The organism is Mesorhizobium sp. P2_C4 (assembly GCF_056404575.1).
In genome coordinates, this window is sequence record NZ_JBFUDT010000004.1 from 241,456 (window position 1) to 262,314 (window position 20,859).

At 62.8% G+C, this 20,859-nt stretch carries 15 protein-coding genes and 2 pseudogenes; 10 read left to right on the top strand and 7 right to left on the bottom strand.

The features are described 5' to 3' along the window. Window positions 1–31: 31 nt before the first annotated feature. Window positions 32–1,213 carry a hypothetical protein gene (locus AC1DX6_RS17640; protein WP_477315537.1) on the top strand — a complete coding sequence of 394 codons (1,182 nt, stop codon included), beginning with the start codon at window positions 32–34 and terminating at the stop codon, window positions 1,211–1,213. Window positions 1,214–1,230: 17 nt separating this feature from the next. Here AC1DX6_RS17640 and AC1DX6_RS17645 read toward each other — a convergent pair whose 3' ends face one another. Both AC1DX6_RS17645 and AC1DX6_RS17650 read right to left on the bottom strand, forming a co-directional pair. Then, window positions 1,231–2,130, bottom strand: a complete 900-nt coding sequence (locus AC1DX6_RS17645; protein ID WP_477315539.1) for a proline iminopeptidase-family hydrolase — start codon at window positions 2,128–2,130, stop codon at window positions 1,231–1,233. Window positions 2,131–2,279: 149 nt separating this feature from the next. After that, a complete protein-coding gene (locus tag AC1DX6_RS17650) occupies window positions 2,280–3,005 on the bottom strand; it encodes a LuxR family transcriptional regulator (protein WP_477315541.1) in 726 nt (241 codons plus the stop codon). A gap of 306 nt (window positions 3,006–3,311) precedes the next feature. Between AC1DX6_RS17650 and AC1DX6_RS17655 the strand changes: the two genes are divergently transcribed. The 7 genes from AC1DX6_RS17655 to AC1DX6_RS17685 all read left to right on the top strand — a co-directional run bounded on the left by AC1DX6_RS17655 (window position 3,312) and on the right by AC1DX6_RS17685 (window position 10,963). Beyond that, window positions 3,312–4,985, top strand: a complete 1,674-nt coding sequence (locus AC1DX6_RS17655; protein ID WP_477315543.1) for an ABC transporter substrate-binding protein — start codon at window positions 3,312–3,314, stop codon at window positions 4,983–4,985. Window positions 4,986–5,092: 107 nt separating this feature from the next. Continuing rightward, window positions 5,093–6,121, top strand: a complete 1,029-nt coding sequence (locus tag AC1DX6_RS17660) for an ABC transporter permease (RefSeq protein WP_477315545.1) — start codon at window positions 5,093–5,095, stop codon at window positions 6,119–6,121. Next, the gene (locus AC1DX6_RS17665) at window positions 6,121–7,095 is read left to right on the top strand and encodes an ABC transporter permease (protein ID WP_477315547.1); all 975 of its coding nucleotides are present in this window, start codon (window positions 6,121–6,123) and stop codon (window positions 7,093–7,095) included. Before AC1DX6_RS17660 ends, AC1DX6_RS17665 begins: the two co-directional genes overlap by 1 nt. Further along, on the top strand, window positions 7,085–8,107 hold the full coding sequence (locus AC1DX6_RS17670; protein ID WP_477315549.1) for an ABC transporter ATP-binding protein: 1,023 nt from the start codon (window positions 7,085–7,087) through the stop codon (window positions 8,105–8,107). Before AC1DX6_RS17665 ends, AC1DX6_RS17670 begins: the two co-directional genes overlap by 11 nt. Then, the gene (locus AC1DX6_RS17675; RefSeq protein ID WP_477315551.1) at window positions 8,104–9,090 is read left to right on the top strand and encodes an ABC transporter ATP-binding protein; all 987 of its coding nucleotides are present in this window, start codon (window positions 8,104–8,106) and stop codon (window positions 9,088–9,090) included. Before AC1DX6_RS17670 ends, AC1DX6_RS17675 begins: the two co-directional genes overlap by 4 nt. Window positions 9,091–9,189: 99 nt before the next feature. Continuing rightward, a complete protein-coding gene (locus tag AC1DX6_RS17680; protein WP_477315553.1) occupies window positions 9,190–10,287 on the top strand; it encodes a Gfo/Idh/MocA family protein in 1,098 nt (365 codons plus the stop codon). Window positions 10,288–10,297: 10 nt separating this feature from the next. Continuing rightward, window positions 10,298–10,963 carry a ThuA domain-containing protein gene (locus AC1DX6_RS17685; RefSeq protein WP_477315555.1) on the top strand — a complete coding sequence of 222 codons (666 nt, stop codon included), beginning with the start codon at window positions 10,298–10,300 and terminating at the stop codon, window positions 10,961–10,963. Between the two features lie 49 nt (window positions 10,964–11,012). Here the strand turns inward: AC1DX6_RS17685 and AC1DX6_RS17690 are convergent, their stop codons facing one another. Further along, the gene (locus AC1DX6_RS17690; RefSeq protein WP_477315557.1) at window positions 11,013–12,053 is read right to left on the bottom strand and encodes a glycosyltransferase family 2 protein; all 1,041 of its coding nucleotides are present in this window, start codon (window positions 12,051–12,053) and stop codon (window positions 11,013–11,015) included. After that, window positions 12,047–12,592, bottom strand: coding sequence for a cupin domain-containing protein (locus tag AC1DX6_RS17695; protein WP_477315559.1), 546 nt, complete (start codon window positions 12,590–12,592; stop codon window positions 12,047–12,049). The genes AC1DX6_RS17690 and AC1DX6_RS17695 overlap by 7 nt, the downstream gene beginning before the upstream one ends. Before the next feature lie 210 nt (window positions 12,593–12,802). Between AC1DX6_RS17695 and AC1DX6_RS17700 the strand changes: the two genes are divergently transcribed. Further along, entirely contained in the window at window positions 12,803–13,636 is an 834-nt protein-coding gene (locus AC1DX6_RS17700) for an amidohydrolase family protein (RefSeq protein WP_477315561.1), read from the top strand. 54 nt (window positions 13,637–13,690) lie between these two features. Here AC1DX6_RS17700 and AC1DX6_RS17705 read toward each other — a convergent pair whose 3' ends face one another. After that, complete coding sequence (locus AC1DX6_RS17705; RefSeq protein ID WP_477315563.1) at window positions 13,691–15,022, bottom strand: HlyD family type I secretion periplasmic adaptor subunit; 1,332 nt, start codon at window positions 15,020–15,022, stop codon at window positions 13,691–13,693. A gap of 33 nt (window positions 15,023–15,055) precedes the next feature. Here AC1DX6_RS17705 and AC1DX6_RS17710 point away from each other — a divergent pair. After that, window positions 15,056–15,166, top strand: a pseudogene (locus AC1DX6_RS17710) (uroporphyrinogen decarboxylase); the annotation flags it as partial. Here the strand turns inward: AC1DX6_RS17710 and AC1DX6_RS17715 are convergent. After that, window positions 15,160–16,866: pseudogene (locus AC1DX6_RS17715) on the bottom strand (type I secretion system permease/ATPase); the annotation flags it as partial. The pseudogenes AC1DX6_RS17710 and AC1DX6_RS17715 overlap by 7 nt on opposite strands. An 85-nt stretch (window positions 16,867–16,951) precedes the next feature. Continuing rightward, window positions 16,952–20,533, bottom strand: a complete 3,582-nt coding sequence (locus AC1DX6_RS17720; RefSeq protein ID WP_477315565.1) for a DUF5801 repeats-in-toxin domain-containing protein — start codon at window positions 20,531–20,533, stop codon at window positions 16,952–16,954. Between the last annotated feature and the right edge of the window lie 326 nt (window positions 20,534–20,859).

Consider the following 20,859-nt stretch of genomic DNA (forward strand, 5'->3'; position numbering starts at 1 on the left):
GCCATACCAGGATCAGGACTGAGGATATTCCATGCAACAACTGTCCATGTGGACCTACCCCTGGGATGTCAGGGATCTCGGCCTGGAGACGGTCGAGCGCGATCTTGTCGAGCGCGCCGGGCTCAACATGATCAGCCTGGCGACGTCCTATCATGCCGGGCGCTTCCTGCAGCCGCGCAGCCCGCGCCGCAAGGCCTATTTCCCGGAGGACGGCACCATCTACTTCAAGCCGACCGCGGCGCGCTGGGGAAGCCTCGCCATCCAGCCCAAGGTGGCTGACGTGATCACGGAGGGCGGCGACGTGCTTGGCAACCTTGTCCGCCGGCGCGACGCCGGCGGGCTCGGCGTTTCGTGCTGGACAGTCTGCCTGCACAACACCCGCCTCGGCATGCTGCATCCGCAGGCCGTCACCCGCAACGCCTTTGGCGATGCCAATTACTACAATCTCTGCCCGTCGCATCCCGATGCCCGTGCCTATGTCCGCGCGCTGGTCGCCGATATTTCGCACAGCTACCGGCCGGACAGGATCGAACTTGAAAGCCCGTCCTTCATGGGCTTCGCCCACGAATATCATCACGAGAAGGACGGTGTCGGGCTGACGCCGGAAGACGATTTTCTTTTGTCGCTGTGCTTCTGTTCGTCCTGCGTCGCCCGCGCCGCAAAAGCCGGCGTCGACGGCGAGGCGGCACGCAAGCTCACCAGGCAATGGATCGTCGAGACCTGTGAGCGTGCGGTGCCGCAACGGCGCTTTCCCGATTTTCCCGCCAGCGGCCTCGACGTCTTTGCGCCATGGCCAGAGCTCCATGCCTATTTGCTCTGGCGGTTCGAGCCGGTGACCAGCCTTGTCGCCGAATTGCGCGAGGTGGCGGATCCCACGACGCGTGTCGTCGTCATCGATCTGAAAGACGGCTGGCTCGGCGGCTGCGATCTCGAAGCGCTCGGCAAGGTCTGCGACGGGGCGATCCTGTGTGCCTACGACATGCAGGCCGGCGATGTCGCCAGCCTGATGGCCGCCGGCCGTGCGGCACTCGGCGCGGAAAAATTCCTCGGCACCGGCTACCGGCTGTTCTATCCGGAAATGGCCGGCCTCGAAGTGCTCGCCGCCAAGGTCAAGCCGGCGCTGGCGCCGGCTGTCGACGGCATCAATTTCTACAATTACGGCCTTGTCCCGGCGGCGCGGCTCGACTGGGTGGGCGCAGCGCTCTCTGGCTGAGCAGAAGGCGCGAAACGTCAGTCGTGTTTGGCCAGAAAGCGACCGACGGCGGCGAGGCAGTCGTCTTTTTCCTCGACATGCGGCATGTGGCTGGAATTCGGGAAGACGATGCCTTCGACGTCGGGAATGCGATCGAGAAACGGCTGCACGCAGGCCTCGGTCGCTTCGTCGTAAAATCCGCGGAACGCCAGCGTCGGCGTCTCGATCAGAGGCAGGCGCTCGACGATGGTCCAGTTGCGCATGGTGCCGATGACATGGAATTCGTTGGGTCCGTTCATGGTGTGATAGACCGTCGGATCCGCTTCGATCGCCGCAAATGTCCTGACGACTTCGGGCGGATTGGGAACGACGCGACAGACATGGCGATCGTAAAAAGCCTTGGTTGCGGCGACATAGTCCGGGTGATCGGTGGTTCCGTCGGCCTCGTGCCGGTCGAGTGCTGCCCGCACATCCGCCGGCAATTCGGCGCGCAGCTGCAACGCGCCTTCGATCCAGAGCGGCATGGACGCCAGCGAATTGGCCAGGATCAACGCCTTGAGGCCGTCGGGCCGCCGCACCGCGTGCTCGGCCGACAGCATGCCGCCCCAGGATTGGCCGAGCAGGGCGTAGCGGTCGGCAATGCCGAGATGGGCGAGCAGTGCGTCGAGCTCGCCGAGGAAAAACTCGACGGTCCAGAAATCACCGCCCTTGTCGGGCAGATGGGTCGATTTGCCGTTGCCGATCTGGTCGTAGTGGATGACGGCCCGTCCGGTTCCGGCGAGCTCCTTGAAGGAATCGACATAATCGTGGGTGCAGCCGGGGCCGCCATGGGCGACGACCAGCGGCAGTCTGTCCGAGGCGAGATTCCCGGTCACCCGGTACCATGTCCGGTAGCCCTTGTAGTCGCTGAATCCTTCGGTGGTCGTAGCTGCCGTCATTGTCCGAACTCCGCATCATGGCGCGGCAGGAACCAAATGACGGAGCCTCCCAAGCCTTGTTTTGCGGCAGACGGTACTCAGTGACCTCGCGCAATTACAGCTAGCACTATTTATAGGTTTGCCCTGGCGGTGATCAGGAGCCTCCGGCCTCAATGCTCCGGTTCGAGCAGCCGGTAGTGGGCGGCCAGTGCGATGGCGTGGAAGCGGTTTTTGGCGCCAAGTTTGCGCGTCGCCGCATTGAGGTGCAGCGTTGCAGTCGGCACCGTGCGGCCGATCTCGCGCGCCACCTGCTTTGCCGTCAGTCCGGCCGCGGCGAGGCGCAGGCACTGGCGCTCGCGCGCCGTTAGATGGACATATTGGCAGGTGCGGGTGCCCTCGTCGAAACCGGCATAGACGGAATCGTGCAGGAGATGGCCGAGATCGCCGATTTCGGCGATGAAGTGCCTGGCTTCGGCCTCGAAGCCGGCCTCGGGATCGGCACGGATGGCGGTGAAGGTGGCAAGGTCGCCGCCGGCAAGACGAATGGGCACGGTAATGCCGCAGGTCATCCTGGTGTCGAGCAGATAGCTGACCACCGGAGCGTGCCTCGACTGCAGCACGCGCTGCATGACGCTGCTCTGGACGCCTTTGTGCGACCACAGGAACGGCCGCGACACGGCCAGCGCGGCTTCCTGCACCGGGTCGAGCTGATAATACCCGCCCTTGCACCAGAGATCCTGCATGTCGCGCGGCACGTTGCGCAGCGCCATCAGCGAGGGCGTGATCAAATCGCCCTTATGGCTGACGGGCACCGGCGTATAGTCGTAGATGAACGAGGTGAAGCCGATGGACTCCAGCACACCGGTCGCCGCCGCCATGGCAGCGTCGACGCTCATCCCTGTCCGGAACAGGCTCTCTAAATCCCCTGAAAAAACCTGCATCCGGCGAACTTACCAACTGGTCATTGCTTGTCAAATAGCCATGCTGGGTGATTGCCCAACAAATAGGCGTGAATGGGGTCGGCGACCCTATCTATCTTAATAGCTATCCTGTCCGGCTTGGCTGGCCGTAGTCTTCCGCGATTGGGCTAATAGACGGACGCCGTCCGCCAGCCGGGACCCTTTCGTATCCGCCGCGCCGTGGTCGATCGACCGCGTTCAGCGTGGCAAAATCGACACGCTTTCCATGAGGGAACACGAACCATGCGACCGCAAAAGGCACTTGCAGCGTTGATACCCGGCCTGGCTCTGCTCGGCATGACGATCCTGTCGCCGACGAACAGCGCGCTCGCTGCGGAGGGCAAGGCCGGCGGCACGTTGCGGCTGCTGGCCAACGCCGCGGCCGGCACCGCCGATCCGCACATCAACTACACGCTGCAATATTTCCAGCTCAACTATGTTCTCTATGATGGCCTGGTGACCTACAAGAAGGTCGGCGACAAGACCGGCTTCGAGGTCGTCGCAGACTTGGCTGAAAGCCTGCCGAAGGTCGAAAATGGCGGCAAGACCTACATCTTCAAGCTGCGCAAGGGCATCAAGTTCGCCGACGGCTCGGATCTCACCAGCAAGGATGTGGTGGCGTCGTTCCAGCGCATCTTCAAGATCAGCGGGCCGACGACCGGCACTCTCTACAACGGCATCGTCGGTGCCGATGTGTGCCTGAAGACACCCGCCACCTGCACCCTCGATGGTGGCCTGTCGGTGGACGATGCCGCCGGCACGATCACCTTCAACCTCACCCAGCCGGATGCCGAGTTCCTGCAGAAGATCGCCATTCCGCACGCTTCGATCCTGCCGGCCAGCGCGCCGCTCAAGGATGCCGGCACCGACCCGATCCCTGGCACAGGGCCCTACATGATCGCCAGCTACGATCCCAACAAGCTGATGAAGATCGTGCGCAACCCGCACTTCAAGGAATGGAGCAAGGAGGCGCAGCCGGCCGGCTATCCCGACGAGATCGACTATGAATTCGGCCTCACCGACGAAGCCGCGGTGACGGCGGTCGAGAACGGCCAGGCCGACTGGATGTTCGACCCGCCGCCGGCCGATCGTCTGGCCGAGCTCGGCACCAAATACGCCAAGCAGGTCTCGGTGCATCCGCTGACGGCGATGTGGTATGCGCCGATGAACAACAATCTGGCGCCGTTCAACGACATCCGCGTCCGCCAGGCGGTGAACTTCGCCATCGACCGCGCCGCCATCGTCAAGCTGTTTGGCGGCAGCAATCTGGCGCAGCCGGCTTGCCAGATCCTGCCGCCGGATTTCCCGTCCTATGCGTCCTATTGCCCGTACAGCGCCAACCCCGGCGAAAAGTGGTCGGCGCCGGATATGGAAAAGGCCAAGCAGCTGGTCGCTGACTCGGGAACCGCCGGCCAGGAGGTGACGATCATCACCGAGGACACCACCGTCTCCAAGGCGATCGGCGTCTACCTGCAGGACGTGCTCACCCAGCTTGGCTACAAGACATCGGTCAAGCCGATCTCGCAGAACATCCAGTTCACCTACATCCAGAACACCAACAACAAGGTGCAGATTTCGATCTCGCAATGGTTCCAGGATTACCCGGCGCCATCCGATTTCCTCGACGTGCTGTTCAGCTGCGCCTCGTTCACGCCGGGCTCGGATGCGTCGGTCAACATTTCGGGCTTCTGCGACAAGGCGATCGACGCATCGATGGCCGAGGCTGAGACGGGGACCATCGCCGACCCGGCCAAGGGCGCGGCACTGTGGACCGCCATCGACAAGGCGGTAACGGACAAGGCGCCGGTCGCCGTGCTGTTCACGCCCAAGCGCGTCGATGTCATTTCGTCCCGGGTGAAGAACTTCACCTTCAGTCCGCAATTCTACTGGATCGTCAGCCAGTCCTGGGTCGAGTGATCTCCGAGATGCAATGCGACGGAGCGCCATCGGCGCTCCGTCGCATTTCTTTTTGCGCCGGTTCGGCGCATCTTTCCGGTCGAGATTTTTCTTAGGCAATCCTGTTCATGGTCAATGTCATAGCGGACCAGCCCGCCATTCCGGTCCGCCGCGCCCCGCAGGGCCCCTGGCGCACGGCCTGGCGCAAGCTGAAAGACGATCGTTCGGCGACAGCCGCCTTCGCCGTGCTTGTCGTCATCGTCATCGCCTCGCTGGCGGCGCCGCTTTATGCGCAATACGTCTCCCACACCGATCCGTTCGTCACCAATCTCAACGGCGAGATCGTCATCGATGGCGTGAGCCAGCCGGTGTTGCAGCCCTCCACCGAAGGGCTCGGCCTCGGCATGACGCCGATAGGCCCAACCTGGCGCATGGGCCCCTATCTGCTCGGTGCCGACAACCAGGGCCGTGATGTTGCGGCGCGGCTGCTTTACGGCGGACGGGATTCGCTGCTGATCTCGGGCGCCGCGGCTGTGCTGTGTCTCGTCCTGGCGACATTTCTCGGCGTTATCTCCGGCTTCTTCGGCGGCCTTGTCGACATCGGCCTGTCGCGTATTCTCGACGTGCTGTGGGCCTTCCCGATCTTCCTGCTCGCGATCTCGCTGTCGATCGTGCTGATCGCGCAGAGCATCTGGATCGGCCCGTTCGAAATCCGCTCCGGCAGCCTGTGGCTGCCGGTGTTCATCATCGGCATCGTCTATGTGCCCTATGTGGCGCGGCCGATCCGCGGCCATGTGCTGACCTTGATGCATGCCGAATTCGTCACCGCGGCGATCGGGCTTGGCGCGTCGCCCTGGCGCATCCTGTTGCGCGACATCATGCCCAATGTGGTGACCCGCATCATCGTCTTCGTGCCGCTGATCCTGGCGCTCAACATGATGACCGAATCCTCGCTGTCGTTCCTGTCGATCGGCGTGCAGCCGCCGGATGCCAGCTGGGGCACGATCATCCAGGACGGCCAGGGCCTGCTCTATTCCAGGCCGATCGTGGCGCTGGCGCCTGGGCTTGCCATCGTCATCACCGTGCTGGCGCTTAACATTCTGGGCGACGGGGTGCGCGACGCGCTCGATCCGAAATCCTCGCCGAGGGGCGTCTGATGCTCGCGGCGTTCAGCTTCCGGCTCGGCCAGATGGTGCTGGTCATGTTCGGCATCAGCATTGTTGCCTTCCTGATCTTCTTTGCCACGCCAGGTGCCGATCCTTCGGCGCGCATTGCCGGCCGCAATGCCTCCCAGGAAACCCTGATCCAGGTCCGCCACGATTTCGGTCTCGACCGGCCCTTGCCGGTGCAATACGGGCTGATGATGAACCGGCTTTTCATTAGCCGCGACCTCACCTCCTTCGTCAATCGCGGCCAGCAGGTGGTTCCCACAGTGATCAGCGCCATTCCCGTCACGCTATCGCTGGTCGGTGGTGCCGCGGTGCTGTGGGTGCTTGGTGGGCTGATCGTCGGCGTGATTGCCGGCGCGACGCGCGGCACCTTCATCGATCGGGCGCTGATGATCCTGAGCCTGGTCGGTGTCTCCATTCCGGTGTTCTGGCTGGGCGAGGTCGCCAACCTTCTGACCCAGAGCCGCTGGCACGATACATGGCTGTTTTCCTGGGTTCCGCCGCTCGGTTACATCCCGCTGACCGAGGATCCCTGGGGCTGGTTCAAGGCACTGATCATTCCGTGGTTCACGCTGGCGACCCTCTATGTCGGCCTCTACGGCCGGGTGCTGCGGGCAAGCCTGATCGAGATGATGCAGGAGGATTTCATCCGCACCGCCCGCGCCAAGGGCATCGGCGAGCGGCGGGTGCTGCTGCACCATGGCCTGAGGACCTCGCTGGTCGCCTTCGTCACCATGTTCGGCCTCGATTTCGGCGCCCTGGTCGGTGGCGGCGCGCTGCTGACCGAAGTGGTCTTCGGGCTGCAAGGCGTCGGCAAACTGACCTATGAGGCGCTGCAGACGCTTGATCTGCCTATGATCCTGGCCACGGTGATCTACGCCGCCTTCTTCGTCGTGATGGCAAACTTCGTCGTCGACATCGTCTTCGTCTTCATCGATCCGAGGGCGCGCGATGTCCGCTGATGCTCCTCTTCTGGTCGTCGAAAACCTCACCGTTTCCTTCCGCAGCGACGAGGGTTTGGTGCGGGCGGTGGGCGGTGTTTCGTTCACTGTCGAGCAGCGTGAGATCGTCGGCGTCGTCGGCGAATCCGGCTCCGGCAAAAGCCAGACGCTTCTGGCCATCATGGGCCTGATCGACAGCCCCAAGGCGGTCGTCTCCGGCTCGATCCGCTTCATGGGACAGGAGCTTGTCGGGCTCAGGCGGCGGGCGCTCGATGCCATTCGCGGCCGCCAGATCGCCATGATCTTCCAGGATCCGATGTCGGCGCTGACCCCGGTGCATACGATCGGCAACCAGATCGGCGAGCAGGTGCGCGCGCATGAAAAGGTCTCAGTGCGAGCGGCGCGGGCGAGGGCGGTGCAATTGCTCGATGCGGTCGGCATCGCCAATCCCGATCGCGTCGTCGACGGCTATCCGCACCAGCTTTCCGGCGGCATGCGCCAGCGTGCGGTGATCGCCATGGCGCTGTCGTGCAATCCCGCGCTGCTCGTCGCCGACGAACCGACCACGGCGCTCGATGTGACCGTGCAGGCGCAGATTCTCGAACTGATCGGGCGGCTGCGTGACGAGTTCGGCTCGGCGGTGATCCTTGTCACGCATGATCTTGGCGTCGTTGCCGAAGTCGCCGACCGGGTGCTGGTCATGTATGGTGGCCGCTTCGTCGAAGAGGGTGGCAAGAACAGCGTCTTCCGCACGCCGCTGCATCCCTATACATGGGGACTGTTCGGCTCGATCCCGCCGATGGATGGCGCGCGCCCGGCCCGGCTCGCCGCCATTCCGGGCGTTCCGCCGTCGCTCGCCAATCTGCCGCAAGGCTGCGCCTTCGAACCGCGCTGCAGCTTTCGCCACGATGCCTGCCTGGTCCAGCCGCCGCCGATGAGCGGAGCCCGTCATCGTGCCGCATGCGTGTTGCCGGAGGCGCAGCGCAAAAAGTTCAATACCCGCAAGGTCGCAGACCTGGAGGCGCAATCATGAGCGCCGTGCTGCGCCCGCTGCTTCGCGCCGGCGACCTGTCGAAGCATTATCATGTCGGCCGTTCGATTTTCCCGGCGCAGCGCCGAACGGTGCAGGCGGTCGATCAGATTTCACTCGATATCTGGTCGGGCGAAACCCTTGGCATTGTCGGCGAGTCCGGTTGCGGCAAGTCCACCCTTGGCCGCTGCCTGGTGCGCCTGACCGACATTACCTCGGGCTCGCTCGAATTCGAGGGCCGCGATATTTCCGAGGCGTCGCAGCGGCAGCTGCGCCCGCTGCGGCGGCAGATGCAGATGGTGTTTCAGGATCCCAGCGCCTCGCTCAACCCACGCCGGCGGGTCGGCGATCTCCTGGCCGATCCGTTCCGCATCCATGAGCGCCTCTCGGCATCCGAAATGGCGGACCGCGTCGCCGAACTGCTGCGCCGGGTCGATCTCTCCCCCGAGCACGCGTCGCGCTATCCGCACGAATTCTCGGGCGGCCAGCGGCAGCGTATCGGCATTGCCCGCGCGCTGGCGCTCAGGCCACGGCTGATCGTGGCCGACGAGCCGGTCTCGGCGCTCGACGTGTCGATCCAGGCGCAGATCGTCAACCTGCTCGCCGATCTGCGCGAGGAGTTCAACCTGACCTATGTCTTCATCGCCCACGATCTCTCGGTGGTGCGGCAGATCTCGACGCGCGTGGCGGTCATGTATCTGGGATCGATCGTCGAGAGCGGGCCGACCGATCCGGTCTTTTCAGCTCCCGCCCACCACTACACCGCGGCACTGCGTTCCGCTGTGCCGATACCAAGCGTCGATCGGACGCGGGGCGCGCGTATGGTGCTGAAAGGCGATCTGCCGAGCCCGATGAACCCACCCTCCGGTTGCCGCTTCCACACCCGTTGCCCGGCCGCCACCTCGGTTTGCCGCAGCGAGCGTCCGCTGCTGCGCAGCATCGGCGACGGGCGCCTGGTTGCCTGCCATCATCCGCTGAACGGGTAGGGTGTGGATGAACGCCTGTCCGAGCCATCGCTGGCGGGAAAGGGGAGACAAATCAGTTTGGCTTCCCTATCAATGTCGCGGCGCAGCTGGGAGAAGACCTTGCGAAAAATTGGTATCGGCATCATTGGCTGTGGCAACATTTCGGACGCCTATCTGAAGGCATCGCCGAAATTTCCGGTGCTCGACATTGTCGGCGTCGCCGACATCAACCCGGCGGCTGCCGAAGCCAAGGCGCAGGCCTACGGCCTGGTGGCGATGACCGTCGAGGCGCTGCTTGCCGATCCGCGCGTCGAGATCGTTCTCAATTTGACGACGCCGCAGCATCACGTGCCGGTCGGCCTGCAGGCTGTGGCGCAAGGCAAGCATGTCTATTCGGAAAAGCCGCTGGCAACGACGCTCGCTGACGCGGAGCGGCTGGTTGCGGCCGCGCGCGAAAAGGGCGTGCGCGTCGGCTGTGCCCCCGATACTTTTCTTGGCGGCTCGCACCAGACGGCACGCCGGCTGGTCGACGAAGAGACCATTGGCACGATCGTCGCCGGCTCGGCCTTCATGCAGGTGGCTGGGCACGAACTCTGGCATCCGAACCCGGATTTCTACTATCAGCCCGGCGGCGGGCCGATGCTCGACATGGGTCCCTATTACCTGACCTGCCTGGTCAATCTTCTCGGGCCGGTGAAATCGGTGACCGGGCAGGCGAAGTCATCCTACGCCACCCGCACCATCGGCTCTGGACCCCGCCAGGGCCAGACCATCGATGTCGAGGTGCCGACCCACATTTCCGGCCTGCTGGCGTTCGAGAACGGGGCGGCGGTTTCGATCACCACGAGCTTCGACGTCTGGAAGCATGAACACAATCACATCGAGCTCTACGGCACGTCGGGCTCGATGATCGTCTCCGATCCGAACCAGTTCCAGGGCGACATCAGGACCAGTCTGCGCAAGGGCGACTGGACGCTGGCCGATCAGATCCATGCCTATGGCGACGGCAACTACCGCGTCCTCGGCCTGGCCGACATGGCGCAGGCGATCGTGTCGGGCAGGGAGCACCGCGCCAGCCTTGAGCTTTCCCTGCATGTCCTGGAGATCATGGAACAGATCATCCGTTCGGCGGAGAGCGGGCAGCGCATCGACCTCAAACATGGCTGCGGCAGGCCGGCGCCGATGCGCGCCGACCTGCCTTTCGGCATTCTGGAATAGGAACGACATCATGGCCAAGACAGCACTGATTTTCTGGGGCGGCTGGGAAGGTCACACCCCGGCCCGCAGCGCCGGCGTCGTCAAGGAGATCCTGAACGGGCACGGCTTCGACGTGCGGATAGAGCAGGGCACCTCGGCACTCGCTGATCCGCAACTTTCTGAATTCGATCTCATCGTTCCGGTGATCACCATGACGACGATCGAAAAGGCGCAGCTGGAAAGCCTCACCAGTGCCGTCAAAGGCGGGACCGGCCTCGCCGGTTTTCACGGCTCGATGTGCGATAGCTTTCGCAACGAGACGGAATACCAGTTCATGACCGGCGGCCAGTGGGTGGCGCACCCCGGCAACATCATCGACTATCACGTCGACATCACCATGCCAGACGATCCGATCGTCCAGGGCATCGGCAATTTCGCCTACCGTTCGGAGCAGTATTACATGCATGTCGACCCGACCAACGAGGTGCTGGCGACGACCACTTTTACCGGCGAACACCTCGACTTCATCGATGGTGTCGTCATGCCTGTGGTCTGGAAGCGGCGCTACGGCAAGGGTCGCGTTTTTTACAGTGCACTCGGCCACACCGCCGATGAGTTCGATGTGCCGCAGATGCGCACGATCTTCGAGCGCGGCGCCCTTTGGGCCAGCCGGGTGCCGGGACAGTCGTCAGTCTGAGGCAGTGGGGACGGAGTACGCACGCCCTTCGCCATGCTCTCGCGCAATACTACAGGTACCTTCTCAGTTGCCGCAACGGGGCAGTCCAACGCCAGCTCTTCGAGCGCTTGAACGCCTCCAGTTCCATTTTCAAAGCATCTCGTTCTGTGGAAAGCCCCTGCACTTCCACCGCAAGCGCCCGCACCTGGTCGTCGTCAGCGGCAGCAGGCGGCGGCTCGGGTGTGATCAGGGTTTCGAGACGGTCGAGCGCAAGCCGGTTGACGGCGTCGGTTGCTGCTTCCCGAATGAGCGCGGTCCAGCCATCGGGATCGACGGACATGATGTCCCAGAAGACCTTTTGTTCCAGGTGTCCTGTCGGAATGGCGACCCGTAGTGGCGCCGGATACCAGATCGACGTCTCACACGCTTTGATGAACCCTGTCAGCCTTGGGAATCCGGAGTCTCTGGCGTTCTTCCGTTTGGCGGAGAAATGCAGGCATACGGGAAGGCGAAGGTATCGCACGGCGGCGACGCCCTTTGTGAGCACGATACGACGCCAGATCTCCCAGTCTCCCGCCCCGTTCACATCTTCTGGCCACACCGTCCGCTCCGCAAGAGCGCTGGCGCGATAGGCGACGCCTCCTGCCGCCAGGGTATTTCCTCTCGCCATGAAATTGCGCTGCTCGTCGGGAAAGAACAGGTTCGTCAGATCGGGACCGCAGATGCCGTCGGTCGAGACCCAGAGCACTTGGCCGTAGACAAGCGCCACTGACGGGTCGACGAATTGGCCGCGCATGAGTGCAAGATGATCCGGCATCATCAGGTCATCGTCCGAGGCGAAGGCCATCAATTCCCCTCGTGACGCTCGGAGCGCCAGATTTCGATTGGCATAGCCAAAGTGAGGCGCCTTGGGGAAATTGAACCAACGAATTCGCGGGTCGGAAAAGCTGCTCACGACCGCCGCGGTCTCGGGGCCAGCGCCATCGCCAACGACAAGAAGCTCGAACGATTGCTCCGTCTGCGCCAGCACCGACTGGATGGCATAGGCAAGAGAGTCGGGACGATTGTGGGTTGGCATCAGGACGCTGAAGAGCGGCGGAGCGTCTACCATCCCTTGAGGCCGCCAAAGTCGACTGGGATCAAATCGGTATCCAGCGGCAGCCGGTATTTGTCGGGATTGGCGTGGTCATACTGCATTGTAGGGAAATTGATTGCTCTAACGTCCCTCGTGCCGATGTTGTGGTCCGCATGCCAGACGAATCTGGGAATATTCATCAAGCGAGGCCGGGCCGAAGACAGAACAATCCGAAATACCTGTCCGCAGGTGCTCGACTCGGGCCTTGGGTCATACAGGACGACCTCCATTTCGCCATCGACAACGAAGTATCGATCTTCGTGTAGCTTGTGCAGCGCCCAACCCTTCACCGTTCTTGGTCGAATGGTAAACATGTAACAAAAGACCAGCGGATCGGGGTGCCAATTCCAGCGGGTGTCGTAGATTTCGGTGACGCTTCCCCGGTCGTCGAGGTGAGCGGTCATGTCGTGAAACGTCACGCCGTCGGGGGCCTTGTCGATCGGCTCGCCGGATCGAACCGTCTCCTGATCCTTCTTCGCTCCAGCCAACGTCTTTTCGAGAATATTCTGCACCATAGACTCACCCCATCAGCCGATTGAATTGCGACGGGCACTCTTGCGCTTCTCTGGACATCTTTCAACGGCAAGACTTAGGGCTGTTGGGACGGCCGCCTGCGACCGTGCCCCCAGTTCCGCTTCCGAAATTGGTTGCTCGAAGTGAATTCCCGTTTGAACGAAGAATTTCTCCGTGCGATGGCTTGAAATCGCCAAGGAGGAAAGCGCGTCATGATCGTCGACACCCATCTGCACCTGATCGACCTCACAGCACTGCGCTATCCCTGGCTCGCCGGCGTGCCGGCGCTCAACCGCGACCACTCGCACGACGAATACGCGACCCAGGCCCGCCGTGCCGGCATCGAGGCTGCCTTGCACATGGAGGTCGATGTCGACCCGGCCGACATCCAGGCCGAAACCAGCTATGTGAAGGCACAGTCGCTTAAAGAAGGCAGTTTGCTGCGCGGCGCGTTTGCCTCCTGCCGTCCGGAGGAGCCCGGCTTTGCCGCCTATCTTGAGCGCCAGCGGACCGATCCCTTCGTCAAGGGGTTTCGCCGCGTGCTCCACGTCATGCCGGACGAGCTTTCGCAAGCCGCGTTGTTTCGCGAAAACATCAAGCGGCTTGCCGGCACCGGCCTGACCTTCGACCTCGTCGTCCTGCCGCATCAGATCCCGATCGCAATTGCGCTCGTGGATCTCGCGCCGGATGTTCAGTTCGTGCTCGACCATTGCGGCGTACCCGACATCAAAGGCGCCAGCGAGCATCCATGGCGCGAGCATATGGCTGAGATCGCGGGGCGCCCCAATGTCATCGGCAAGATTTCCGGCGTGGTCGCCTATGCCGCCGAATCCTGGACTGTCGAGACGCTGCGCCCCTATGTCGAACACACCATCGGCTGCTTCGGCTGGGACCGCGTCGTCTGGGGCAGCGACTGGCCGGTCTGCACGCTTGGCGGCGGCCTTGCGACCTGGGTCGCGACCACGCATGCGCTGCTTGGCGGAACAAGCACCGACGAAAGGACGAAGCTGCTCTCCGCCAATGCCAAGCGGATGTGGAGTTTGTAAGGTGATCGAACAGCGCTCGCCCGTCGGTAGCGCGTACCGATGGGCGGCCTGCGGCTATTTCTCCCGCATCGCTCGGCGGAAGTTCTGCGTGATCGGCTCGGCGAGGTAGGAAAGCACGGTGCGAGCACCCGTCCGGATCATCGTCTCGCTCGACATGCCGGGCAGCAGCTTGCGGCCTTCCAGCTTGGTGAGCTCGCTGTTGTCGATCAGCACTGTCGCGGCGAAATACGGCGCCCCGCTGCGCTCCTCCGTCATGCGGTCGGCCGACACGATCTCCACGACGCCGTCGAGCGGCGGCAGGTTGTAGCGGGCGAAGGCGGGGAAGCTGACGCGCGCGGGCTGTCCAGGGGCGATGGTCTCGACGTCCTCCGGCTTGACCATGGCCTCGACCACGAGTTGTTGTCCGAGCGGCACGACCGTCATCAAGGTTTCACCGGGTTTCACGACACCGCCAGCCGTATGGACCTTCAGGTCCATGACGATGCCGTCAACCGGGGCAACGACATTGGTACGGGCAAGCACGTCCTTGGCGGAACGCTCCTGCTGTCCGAGGTCGAACAACTCCGCCTCGACCTTGCTCAAATCCTCGACGGCCTCGTTCAGCCGCACTGTGTTGAGGTTCAGGATTTGCATGTCGATCTCGGCCATTGCGCTTCTAGCACGAGCGATTGCCGCTACGTTGGTAGCGCGCTCCCCCTCGATTTCCCGCTGTTGTCGCCTGAGCAACAGGTTCCGCTCGCGGGTGGTCAGCCCCTTCGCCAGCAGGGTCTCCAGGTCCTTGTTTTCACTCTCGATTGCCTCGATCTGCTTGTCCTCGGTGACGATAAGCTGCTGCAGTCCCGCTATCTCGTCTTCGCTTTGGTGACGGCGTTGGCCGAGAATCTCCCGCTCGTCCGCCAAGTTGTGGTGTTTCGCCGCGAACACGTCACGCTGTGCGGCCACCGCGTCCTTTGCTGCGCTGGCGGGGCTTACGAGCAGCGCCGGATCGAACTCGATCTCGGCCTTGCCGTCACGCTCAGCCCTCAGACGCGCGGCGAGCGCCTCACGCGTTGCTATCCGGTTCTGGATCAGGTCGAGCTGCGCCTTTGGCTGTGTGTCGTCGAGTCGGATCAGGATCTTGCCCGCCTTGACGATATCGCCGTTGGCGGCGTTCAACTCCGCGATGATGCCACCCTCGAGGTGCTGGATGAGCTTGCGGTCGCCGGCGACCTTGATAACGCCCGGCGCCACTGCGGCGCTGTCTAGAGGCGCCAGCGCCGCCCAGCCCCCGGCCACGCCGAAGAACAGGAACATGATCGCGAAGCCGGTACACGTCACGCCGGTCAGACGCAGAGGTACCGGTTCCAGCAGGGAGGGTGGCGGGAGTGGCAACGGCACGACGTTCATGTCTGTTCTCATCGTCATGCCTGGTTCGCCACTATGGTCGTGCCCAATGCGCTTGGACGCGACGCACGCTTCGAAGAGGGAAGTGGACCGTTGCTGACGCCGATCACGGCGGCGGAGATTTCTGGCATCGGACTCGCTGGTATTTGATTTACCTTGCGGATGCGCGCGGCGAGTTCATTGAAGACGTAGTCACGTGGACCGTAGAGCTCTTGTTGGCCCCGGTTGAGGACCAATATCTTGTCTACCTTCTCCATCATGTTCGGTCGGTGCGCAATCAGGATAACGGTTGTTTTCGTCGCCTTGACCACGCCGAGGGCGGCGATCAATGCCTCCTCGCCCTCGTGGTCGAGGTTGGAGTTGGGTTCGTCAAGGATAAGGATTGCGGGGTCGCCGTAGAGCGCCCGTGCCAACCCGATACGCTGGCGTTGCCCGCCTGACAGAATTGCGCCCGCCTCGCCGATCTCGGTGGCGTAGCCTTTCGGCAGTCCCTTGATCAGTTCGTGGACGCCCGCCAACTGCGCGGCCCTGACCACGTGCTTGAAGACCGTTGGGTTGACAGTCGCAAAGCGGGCGATGTTATCTGAGACTGTGCCGGCGAAGAGCTCGATGTCCTGCGGCAGGTAGCCGACGTACCGGCCCCGGTCCTCCGCCGCCCATTCGGCGACATTCATGCCGTCGAGCAGCGCGCGACCACCAGATGGACGCCAGGCGCCGGCCAGTACTCGCGCCAGGCTGGTCTTGCCGGCCCCGCTTGGGCCGATCAGTGCCATCGATTCGCCGGGGCTGAGTTGGAAACTGATCCCCTTCAGGATTGGCTCACCGCCCTGTCGGCCGAGCGTGATGTTTTCGGCCTCGAACTTACCTTTCGGACGAGGCAACGGCAGCACCGGCTTGACCTCTGGGTATTGACCGGCGACCGCTGTAAGACGCTTGTAAGCGGCGCGTGCCCCGACCGTCGCCTTCCACGTGGCGATCGCTTGCTCGACCGGTGCCAACGCGCGCCCCATCAGGATTGAGGCGGAGATCATGATGCCGGGTGAGGCCTCGTTCTGCAATACCAGATAGGCGCCGAGGCCGAGGATGGCCATCTGGAGGGCCAGGCGGTGGCAACGTGCGATGGCCGTGATGACGCCGCCCCGGTTGGCGGCAAGAACTTGTCCTTTGTTTGCCTCGTCCTGCTGGGCCTTCCAGGCCTCCAGCAGGGGCTTCAACATGCCCATCGCCTGCACGACCTCGGCGTTGCGGATCGCCGCCTCAGCCTGCACGTAGGCCCGCGACTGTGCGCTTGTGGCCTCCGTCAACGGTTTGCGGGTGATGTACTCGTTCAGCAAAGCGAGTGCGAACAGCACGAGCCCGCCGCAGAGTGCCAGCCAGCCCAGCCAGGGGTGCATGAGGAAAATGGTGGCAAAGAAGATCGGTGCCCAGGGCGCGTCGAGGATCGGGAAGATGCTCGGGCTGGTGAAGAAATTTCGTACTTGGTCGAGGTCGCGCAGTGGTCGCGCGTTAAGCTGACCGGGGGCACAAGCGGCGTATTCCACCGATGCGGTCAGCAGAACCGGTGCCAACCGCGCGCTCATCCACGCTCCGACTTTAGCCAGAAGACGCCCCCGCACCACCTCCAACCCCGCCATTGTCGCGAGTGCCCCCGCCGCCATCAGCGACAGCATCACCAGCGTCTCCAGACTATGGCTGCCGAGTACGCGGTGGTAGACCTGGAGCATATAAAGAGCCCCGGTCAGCATCAGCATGTTGATACCGCCGCTGAACCAGACAAGCGGCCGGATGGCGCGCCTGGCCTCTTTCATCACCACTTGCAGGGCAGTGGGCTGTTGCTTGGTTTTCATCATTGTGTCTCTGGTGTGCGGGATGACATCTCGGGCAAGAGACCGCGGTACGGGGGCAGCGTTGGCTGCCCCCGTTTGTCAAGTGTCAGACGACGTCCACGAGAATGTGCTGGATGGCGGTCGTGTCGCCGTCCGCGTCGTGCAACTGGACGCCGAAGTCGAGGTGCGCGTCCGGTGTCGTGGTCTGCGTCGAGGTGAAGCCGATGTCGACGATCTTGATGACGTCGTTGTCGGCGACGGCTGTATCCACCCCGTTCACCTTGGCGACGTCGTTGTCCCAGACCACCAACGGGGCGGACAGGCTGCCACCGTTCGCGCCGGTCGCGCTATTCAGGTCGATCGCTGTAGCACCGCCGAGAGCGGCGTTGGTACCGGCCGGCGCACTACCTGCCCCGACCAGACCGTTACCGGACTGCATGATCTGGACACCTTGGAGCACCCAGTTCTCACCGGCACCGTTGTAGTCGTTCCGCTCAATGACGACGAGGCCGTCGTTGTTATCAAGCGGGAAGTCTGCGGCGTATGCGAGAGGTACCTGCCCCGTCTTGAAAATGTCGGCGTTCGAGATGTAGATCGCCTTCGTCGTCGTGAGGGCCGGGTTAGTAGCAGACACGAGGTTGACGATGACCATCAAGTCCTCGTTGCCGATACCGTCGAACTTGATGGCCATGTCGGCAGCAGTCTGGGTCGGGACGTGATTGGCACCGTTGTCGGTCAAGATACCCGGTGAGGTGTCGAAGAACCGTAGCGTCAGTGCCTCGCCCTTCTGGATGGTGTCACCAGCGACCCCGTTCGTGGACTGGGTTGCAGAAACCCAGTCCTCGTGATTGTTGGTGACGAACTGGCCGGGGTTCCAAACCTTGTCACCGGCAACGGGAGCGCCGTCGTCATCACCAAGACCTAACGCGATGGCCGAGGTTGCCGTGTTCGCGGTGAACTGCACGAAGAAGTCCCGGTCGGTCGTTTCCGGCGTGGTAGTCGCGTCGAAGAGCTTCTCCACCACGATCAACGGGTGCCCCGTGTTACTGGTGGGCTCCTTGGATATAAGTTCACTGGTGTGCAGGATGTCTTTGGTGAAGCCCTCGGCCGCGTCGTTCAAGGTCAGGCTATAAGTGCCGGTGGCCTTGTTGAAGACCAGGGTACCGCCCACCGACCCCGCCTGCTCGCCAGCCGTGTCCGGGTCGCTGTCGTAGGTGGCGCTCCAGTTGAACGTCGCCTGGGTGGCGCTTTCCGACTGGAGCGTCGCGCTCTTGGTGATGAACTGAGTATCCTGACCCGATACAAGACCAGACATATGACCGGTGAGCTCGAGCTGGATGCCGGGCAGAACATTGTCCTTGTCGACGAAGTCCGAGTGCGTGGCGTCATAGGTCGCGAAGACATCGTGGCCGATGTTGTATCCGAAGAGTCCGCCAGCCGTCGAACCGACCGCGTTGGTAAGAGTCTCAGGGCTTTGGACACCCGGAGCAACTGGATCGGCGTCGAACGCCTGCGTGATCGTCGGCCCGTCGTCCTTGAACTCGAACGCTGTGCCGATGCCTACTGAGGCGCTATCCGTATCCCCGTCGCGGTCGGTAATGATCGCCGTCAGCGTGACGAGGTTTGCGTTCGACATGAACACCGACTCGTTTGGATCATTCGTCGGGTGAACCACGGCGCGTGACTGGTCAAGCGTCACGTTGCCGCTGGTGTCCACGCTGATCGTGAACACCGTGTCGCCGTCGCCGTTCTTGCCGTAAACCATTCCACCGACTGTCGACAGAACGACCGACTGACCGGTAAGGGTGTCGGTGAGACCTGACGCGCCGGACGCGGCCAGTGCGTAGGTGATGGCGACTGCCGCCGTACCGTCGGCACCGCCACTTTTTGGGGTGAAGACGCTCGAGAAATCTGTCGGGCCACCGTTCGCGGTGAAGTCGGACTCATCGACCACAACCGTCGGCACCGTGCCGTTTGCCTCGATACTCGGGCCGTCGTCCTTGAAGATCAGGTTCTGGCCGATGTCGAGGGTGGCCGGTTGGTGGTCACCGTCCTTGTCGGTGACGGTCGCGGTGAGCTGGATCAAGTCGTCCGCGGCTAGGGTCGTGCTCTCGTCGGGATCGGAGGTCGGATGGACGACCGCCCGCTGCTGGTCGAGCGTCACATTGCCCGAAGCATCGGTCGAGACCGTGAACACGATCGCGCCGCCGACACCTGCCCTGCCAACGACCTTGCCGGTCTCGAGGCTGAGCACCACCGCCTGGCCGGTTGCCGTATCGACCAGCCCAGTCGCACCGGCTTTGAAGTCCAGCGCGTAGGTCACCGTGCCGGCGCCGTCGGCGCCGAAGGCCGAGCTGAAGTTGGCCGCGAAGCTCTCGGTGTCGTCAGTCGCAAAAACCGTCTCGTCGACGATCAGCGTCGGCTCCGTGCCGGTCGTCGAAATGCTGGGCCCGTCATCATCGAAGTTGATGAAGGAGCCGACCTGTTCGGTGTAGGCGTTGGCTACGTTGCCGGCAAAGTGCACTTCCTTGACATCGAAATAGTCTTTCTCGGTGTCGATATTCTTGATGGTGAAGCGGTCAAAGGTTCCTATTGCGGTCGTAAAATTGACCGTCACGCCCTCGCCGACATTGTGCAGGATCAGTCCTGTGCCGCTGAAATCAACCGTGATGCCCAGGGCCGCGGCTGTTGTATCGACACCGTTCAGTTTGAAAGTCACTCCGGTGATATTGATTGCCGTACCGATGGCATCACCGGGGAACGCAGCGCCCTCATCGTCGCCGGCTTCGTTATAGGCGTGGACCTCAATGTCAGCTTTGGTGTTGGTCGGCGTGGACTGCGAGATCGAGAAACCCGCACCAGAGACGGTCTCGATGTGGGTGTCATAGACAGGCCCGGCTGCGGTAAAGGTCTTACCCGCGCTCTGGGTACCGCCGTTGATCAGGTCGATCTGAAGCTCACGGCCAAAGCGCACGTCTTGAGATGAGACACCCAAGCCTTGCGTGCTGACGTTGACTTCGGCTTGCACGCCATTGTCGTGGGCCGTGACAAGAATCTTCTGCGTGCTCGCAGTGTCAGCGTCGAGGATATACCAATTGTTGTGTCCAGGAGGGGCGTCACCAAGCTGGCTGAAATTGAGCACGGAGGTTCCCGAGACCGAGGCGAACACCTTGTCGGTCAGATCGATCTGGTCGTCCGGGTTGGTCGCGATCGGATGGAACAACGGCACATACTGGACCGTGTACAGGTCCGCATTGGTGGCGCTGGTGCTGACCAGTCCAAGCGAGAAGGCGAGCGGCCCGTTCGCAGCGGGCGCGACGGCCGGGTTGGAGGTACCGATGACGCCGATCACGACGTTTGCATGCGTTGGGTCCTGGAACAGCCAGACATAATTGCCATCAACCGTCTTAAGGCCGCTGTTCACGCCGACGGTGGTGGAAAATGGGGTTCCGGAGGAGTCCTTGGCGAGAACGACCGAGCTGATGGTTTCCCCTGCACTCGCCGAGGCCACCACGAAGTTGGCCTGGAAGGCGACCTCCGGAGACAGCCCACCCGGACCGTCGCGACTTAGGAGATATTGCAGTGTGGGGTCGCTGCTGTACAGCGGATCGGATGGGTCAATATCATCGTTCTGAAGACCGGTGGTCTCGTCGACGATGATGTCTTGAGTCACGATGTCGAGTGCCATGGAGATTCTCCCCTTTTTTGAGCACATCAAGAAAAGGGGATTCCCCCCCTTGATGCCGGATGCCCCTTACCCCGAGCGCATCCGCTGGCGCATTGAATGCGGCCTTCAATCCTCCATTGTGCTGCCGCCGAAGAGGGCGCGTCCATTCGCGGTTTGATAGTGTTATGGTGAATGCCCCTACCTGATCGAACGATATACATCCTTCGATAGATCGAGCCGCGTCAGGCGCTTGCGGGCAACCGCGCTGGTATGGCGGATCGATCGGTATACCGTGGGGTTCCGGCCTGTTGCCGGTATCCTGTCAGCTTGCCTTGCCGGCCAGCCGA

What these genes read in the sequence shown, in the direction of transcription:
- AC1DX6_RS17720 (WP_477315565.1), bottom strand. Translation starts at nt 20,533, where the DNA reads ATGGCACTCGACATCGTGACTCAAGACATCATCGTCGACGAGACCACC.
- AC1DX6_RS17665 (WP_477315547.1), top strand. Translation starts at nt 6,121, where the DNA reads ATGCTCGCGGCGTTCAGCTTCCGGCTCGGCCAGATGGTGCTGGTCATG.
- AC1DX6_RS17660 (WP_477315545.1), top strand. Translation starts at nt 5,093, where the DNA reads ATGGTCAATGTCATAGCGGACCAGCCCGCCATTCCGGTCCGCCGCGCC.
- AC1DX6_RS17650 (WP_477315541.1), bottom strand. Translation starts at nt 3,005, where the DNA reads ATGAGCGTCGACGCTGCCATGGCGGCGGCGACCGGTGTGCTGGAGTCC.
- AC1DX6_RS17690 (WP_477315557.1), bottom strand. Translation starts at nt 12,053, where the DNA reads ATGGTAGACGCTCCGCCGCTCTTCAGCGTCCTGATGCCAACCCACAAT.
- AC1DX6_RS17670 (WP_477315549.1), top strand. Translation starts at nt 7,085, where the DNA reads ATGTCCGCTGATGCTCCTCTTCTGGTCGTCGAAAACCTCACCGTTTCC.
- AC1DX6_RS17700 (WP_477315561.1), top strand. Translation starts at nt 12,803, where the DNA reads ATGATCGTCGACACCCATCTGCACCTGATCGACCTCACAGCACTGCGC.
- AC1DX6_RS17655 (WP_477315543.1), top strand. Translation starts at nt 3,312, where the DNA reads ATGCGACCGCAAAAGGCACTTGCAGCGTTGATACCCGGCCTGGCTCTG.
- AC1DX6_RS17685 (WP_477315555.1), top strand. Translation starts at nt 10,298, where the DNA reads ATGGCCAAGACAGCACTGATTTTCTGGGGCGGCTGGGAAGGTCACACC.
- AC1DX6_RS17695 (WP_477315559.1), bottom strand. Translation starts at nt 12,592, where the DNA reads ATGGTGCAGAATATTCTCGAAAAGACGTTGGCTGGAGCGAAGAAGGAT.
- AC1DX6_RS17705 (WP_477315563.1), bottom strand. Translation starts at nt 15,022, where the DNA reads ATGAACGTCGTGCCGTTGCCACTCCCGCCACCCTCCCTGCTGGAACCG.
- AC1DX6_RS17640 (WP_477315537.1), top strand. Translation starts at nt 32, where the DNA reads ATGCAACAACTGTCCATGTGGACCTACCCCTGGGATGTCAGGGATCTC.
- AC1DX6_RS17675 (WP_477315551.1), top strand. Translation starts at nt 8,104, where the DNA reads ATGAGCGCCGTGCTGCGCCCGCTGCTTCGCGCCGGCGACCTGTCGAAG.
- AC1DX6_RS17645 (WP_477315539.1), bottom strand. Translation starts at nt 2,130, where the DNA reads ATGACGGCAGCTACGACCACCGAAGGATTCAGCGACTACAAGGGCTAC.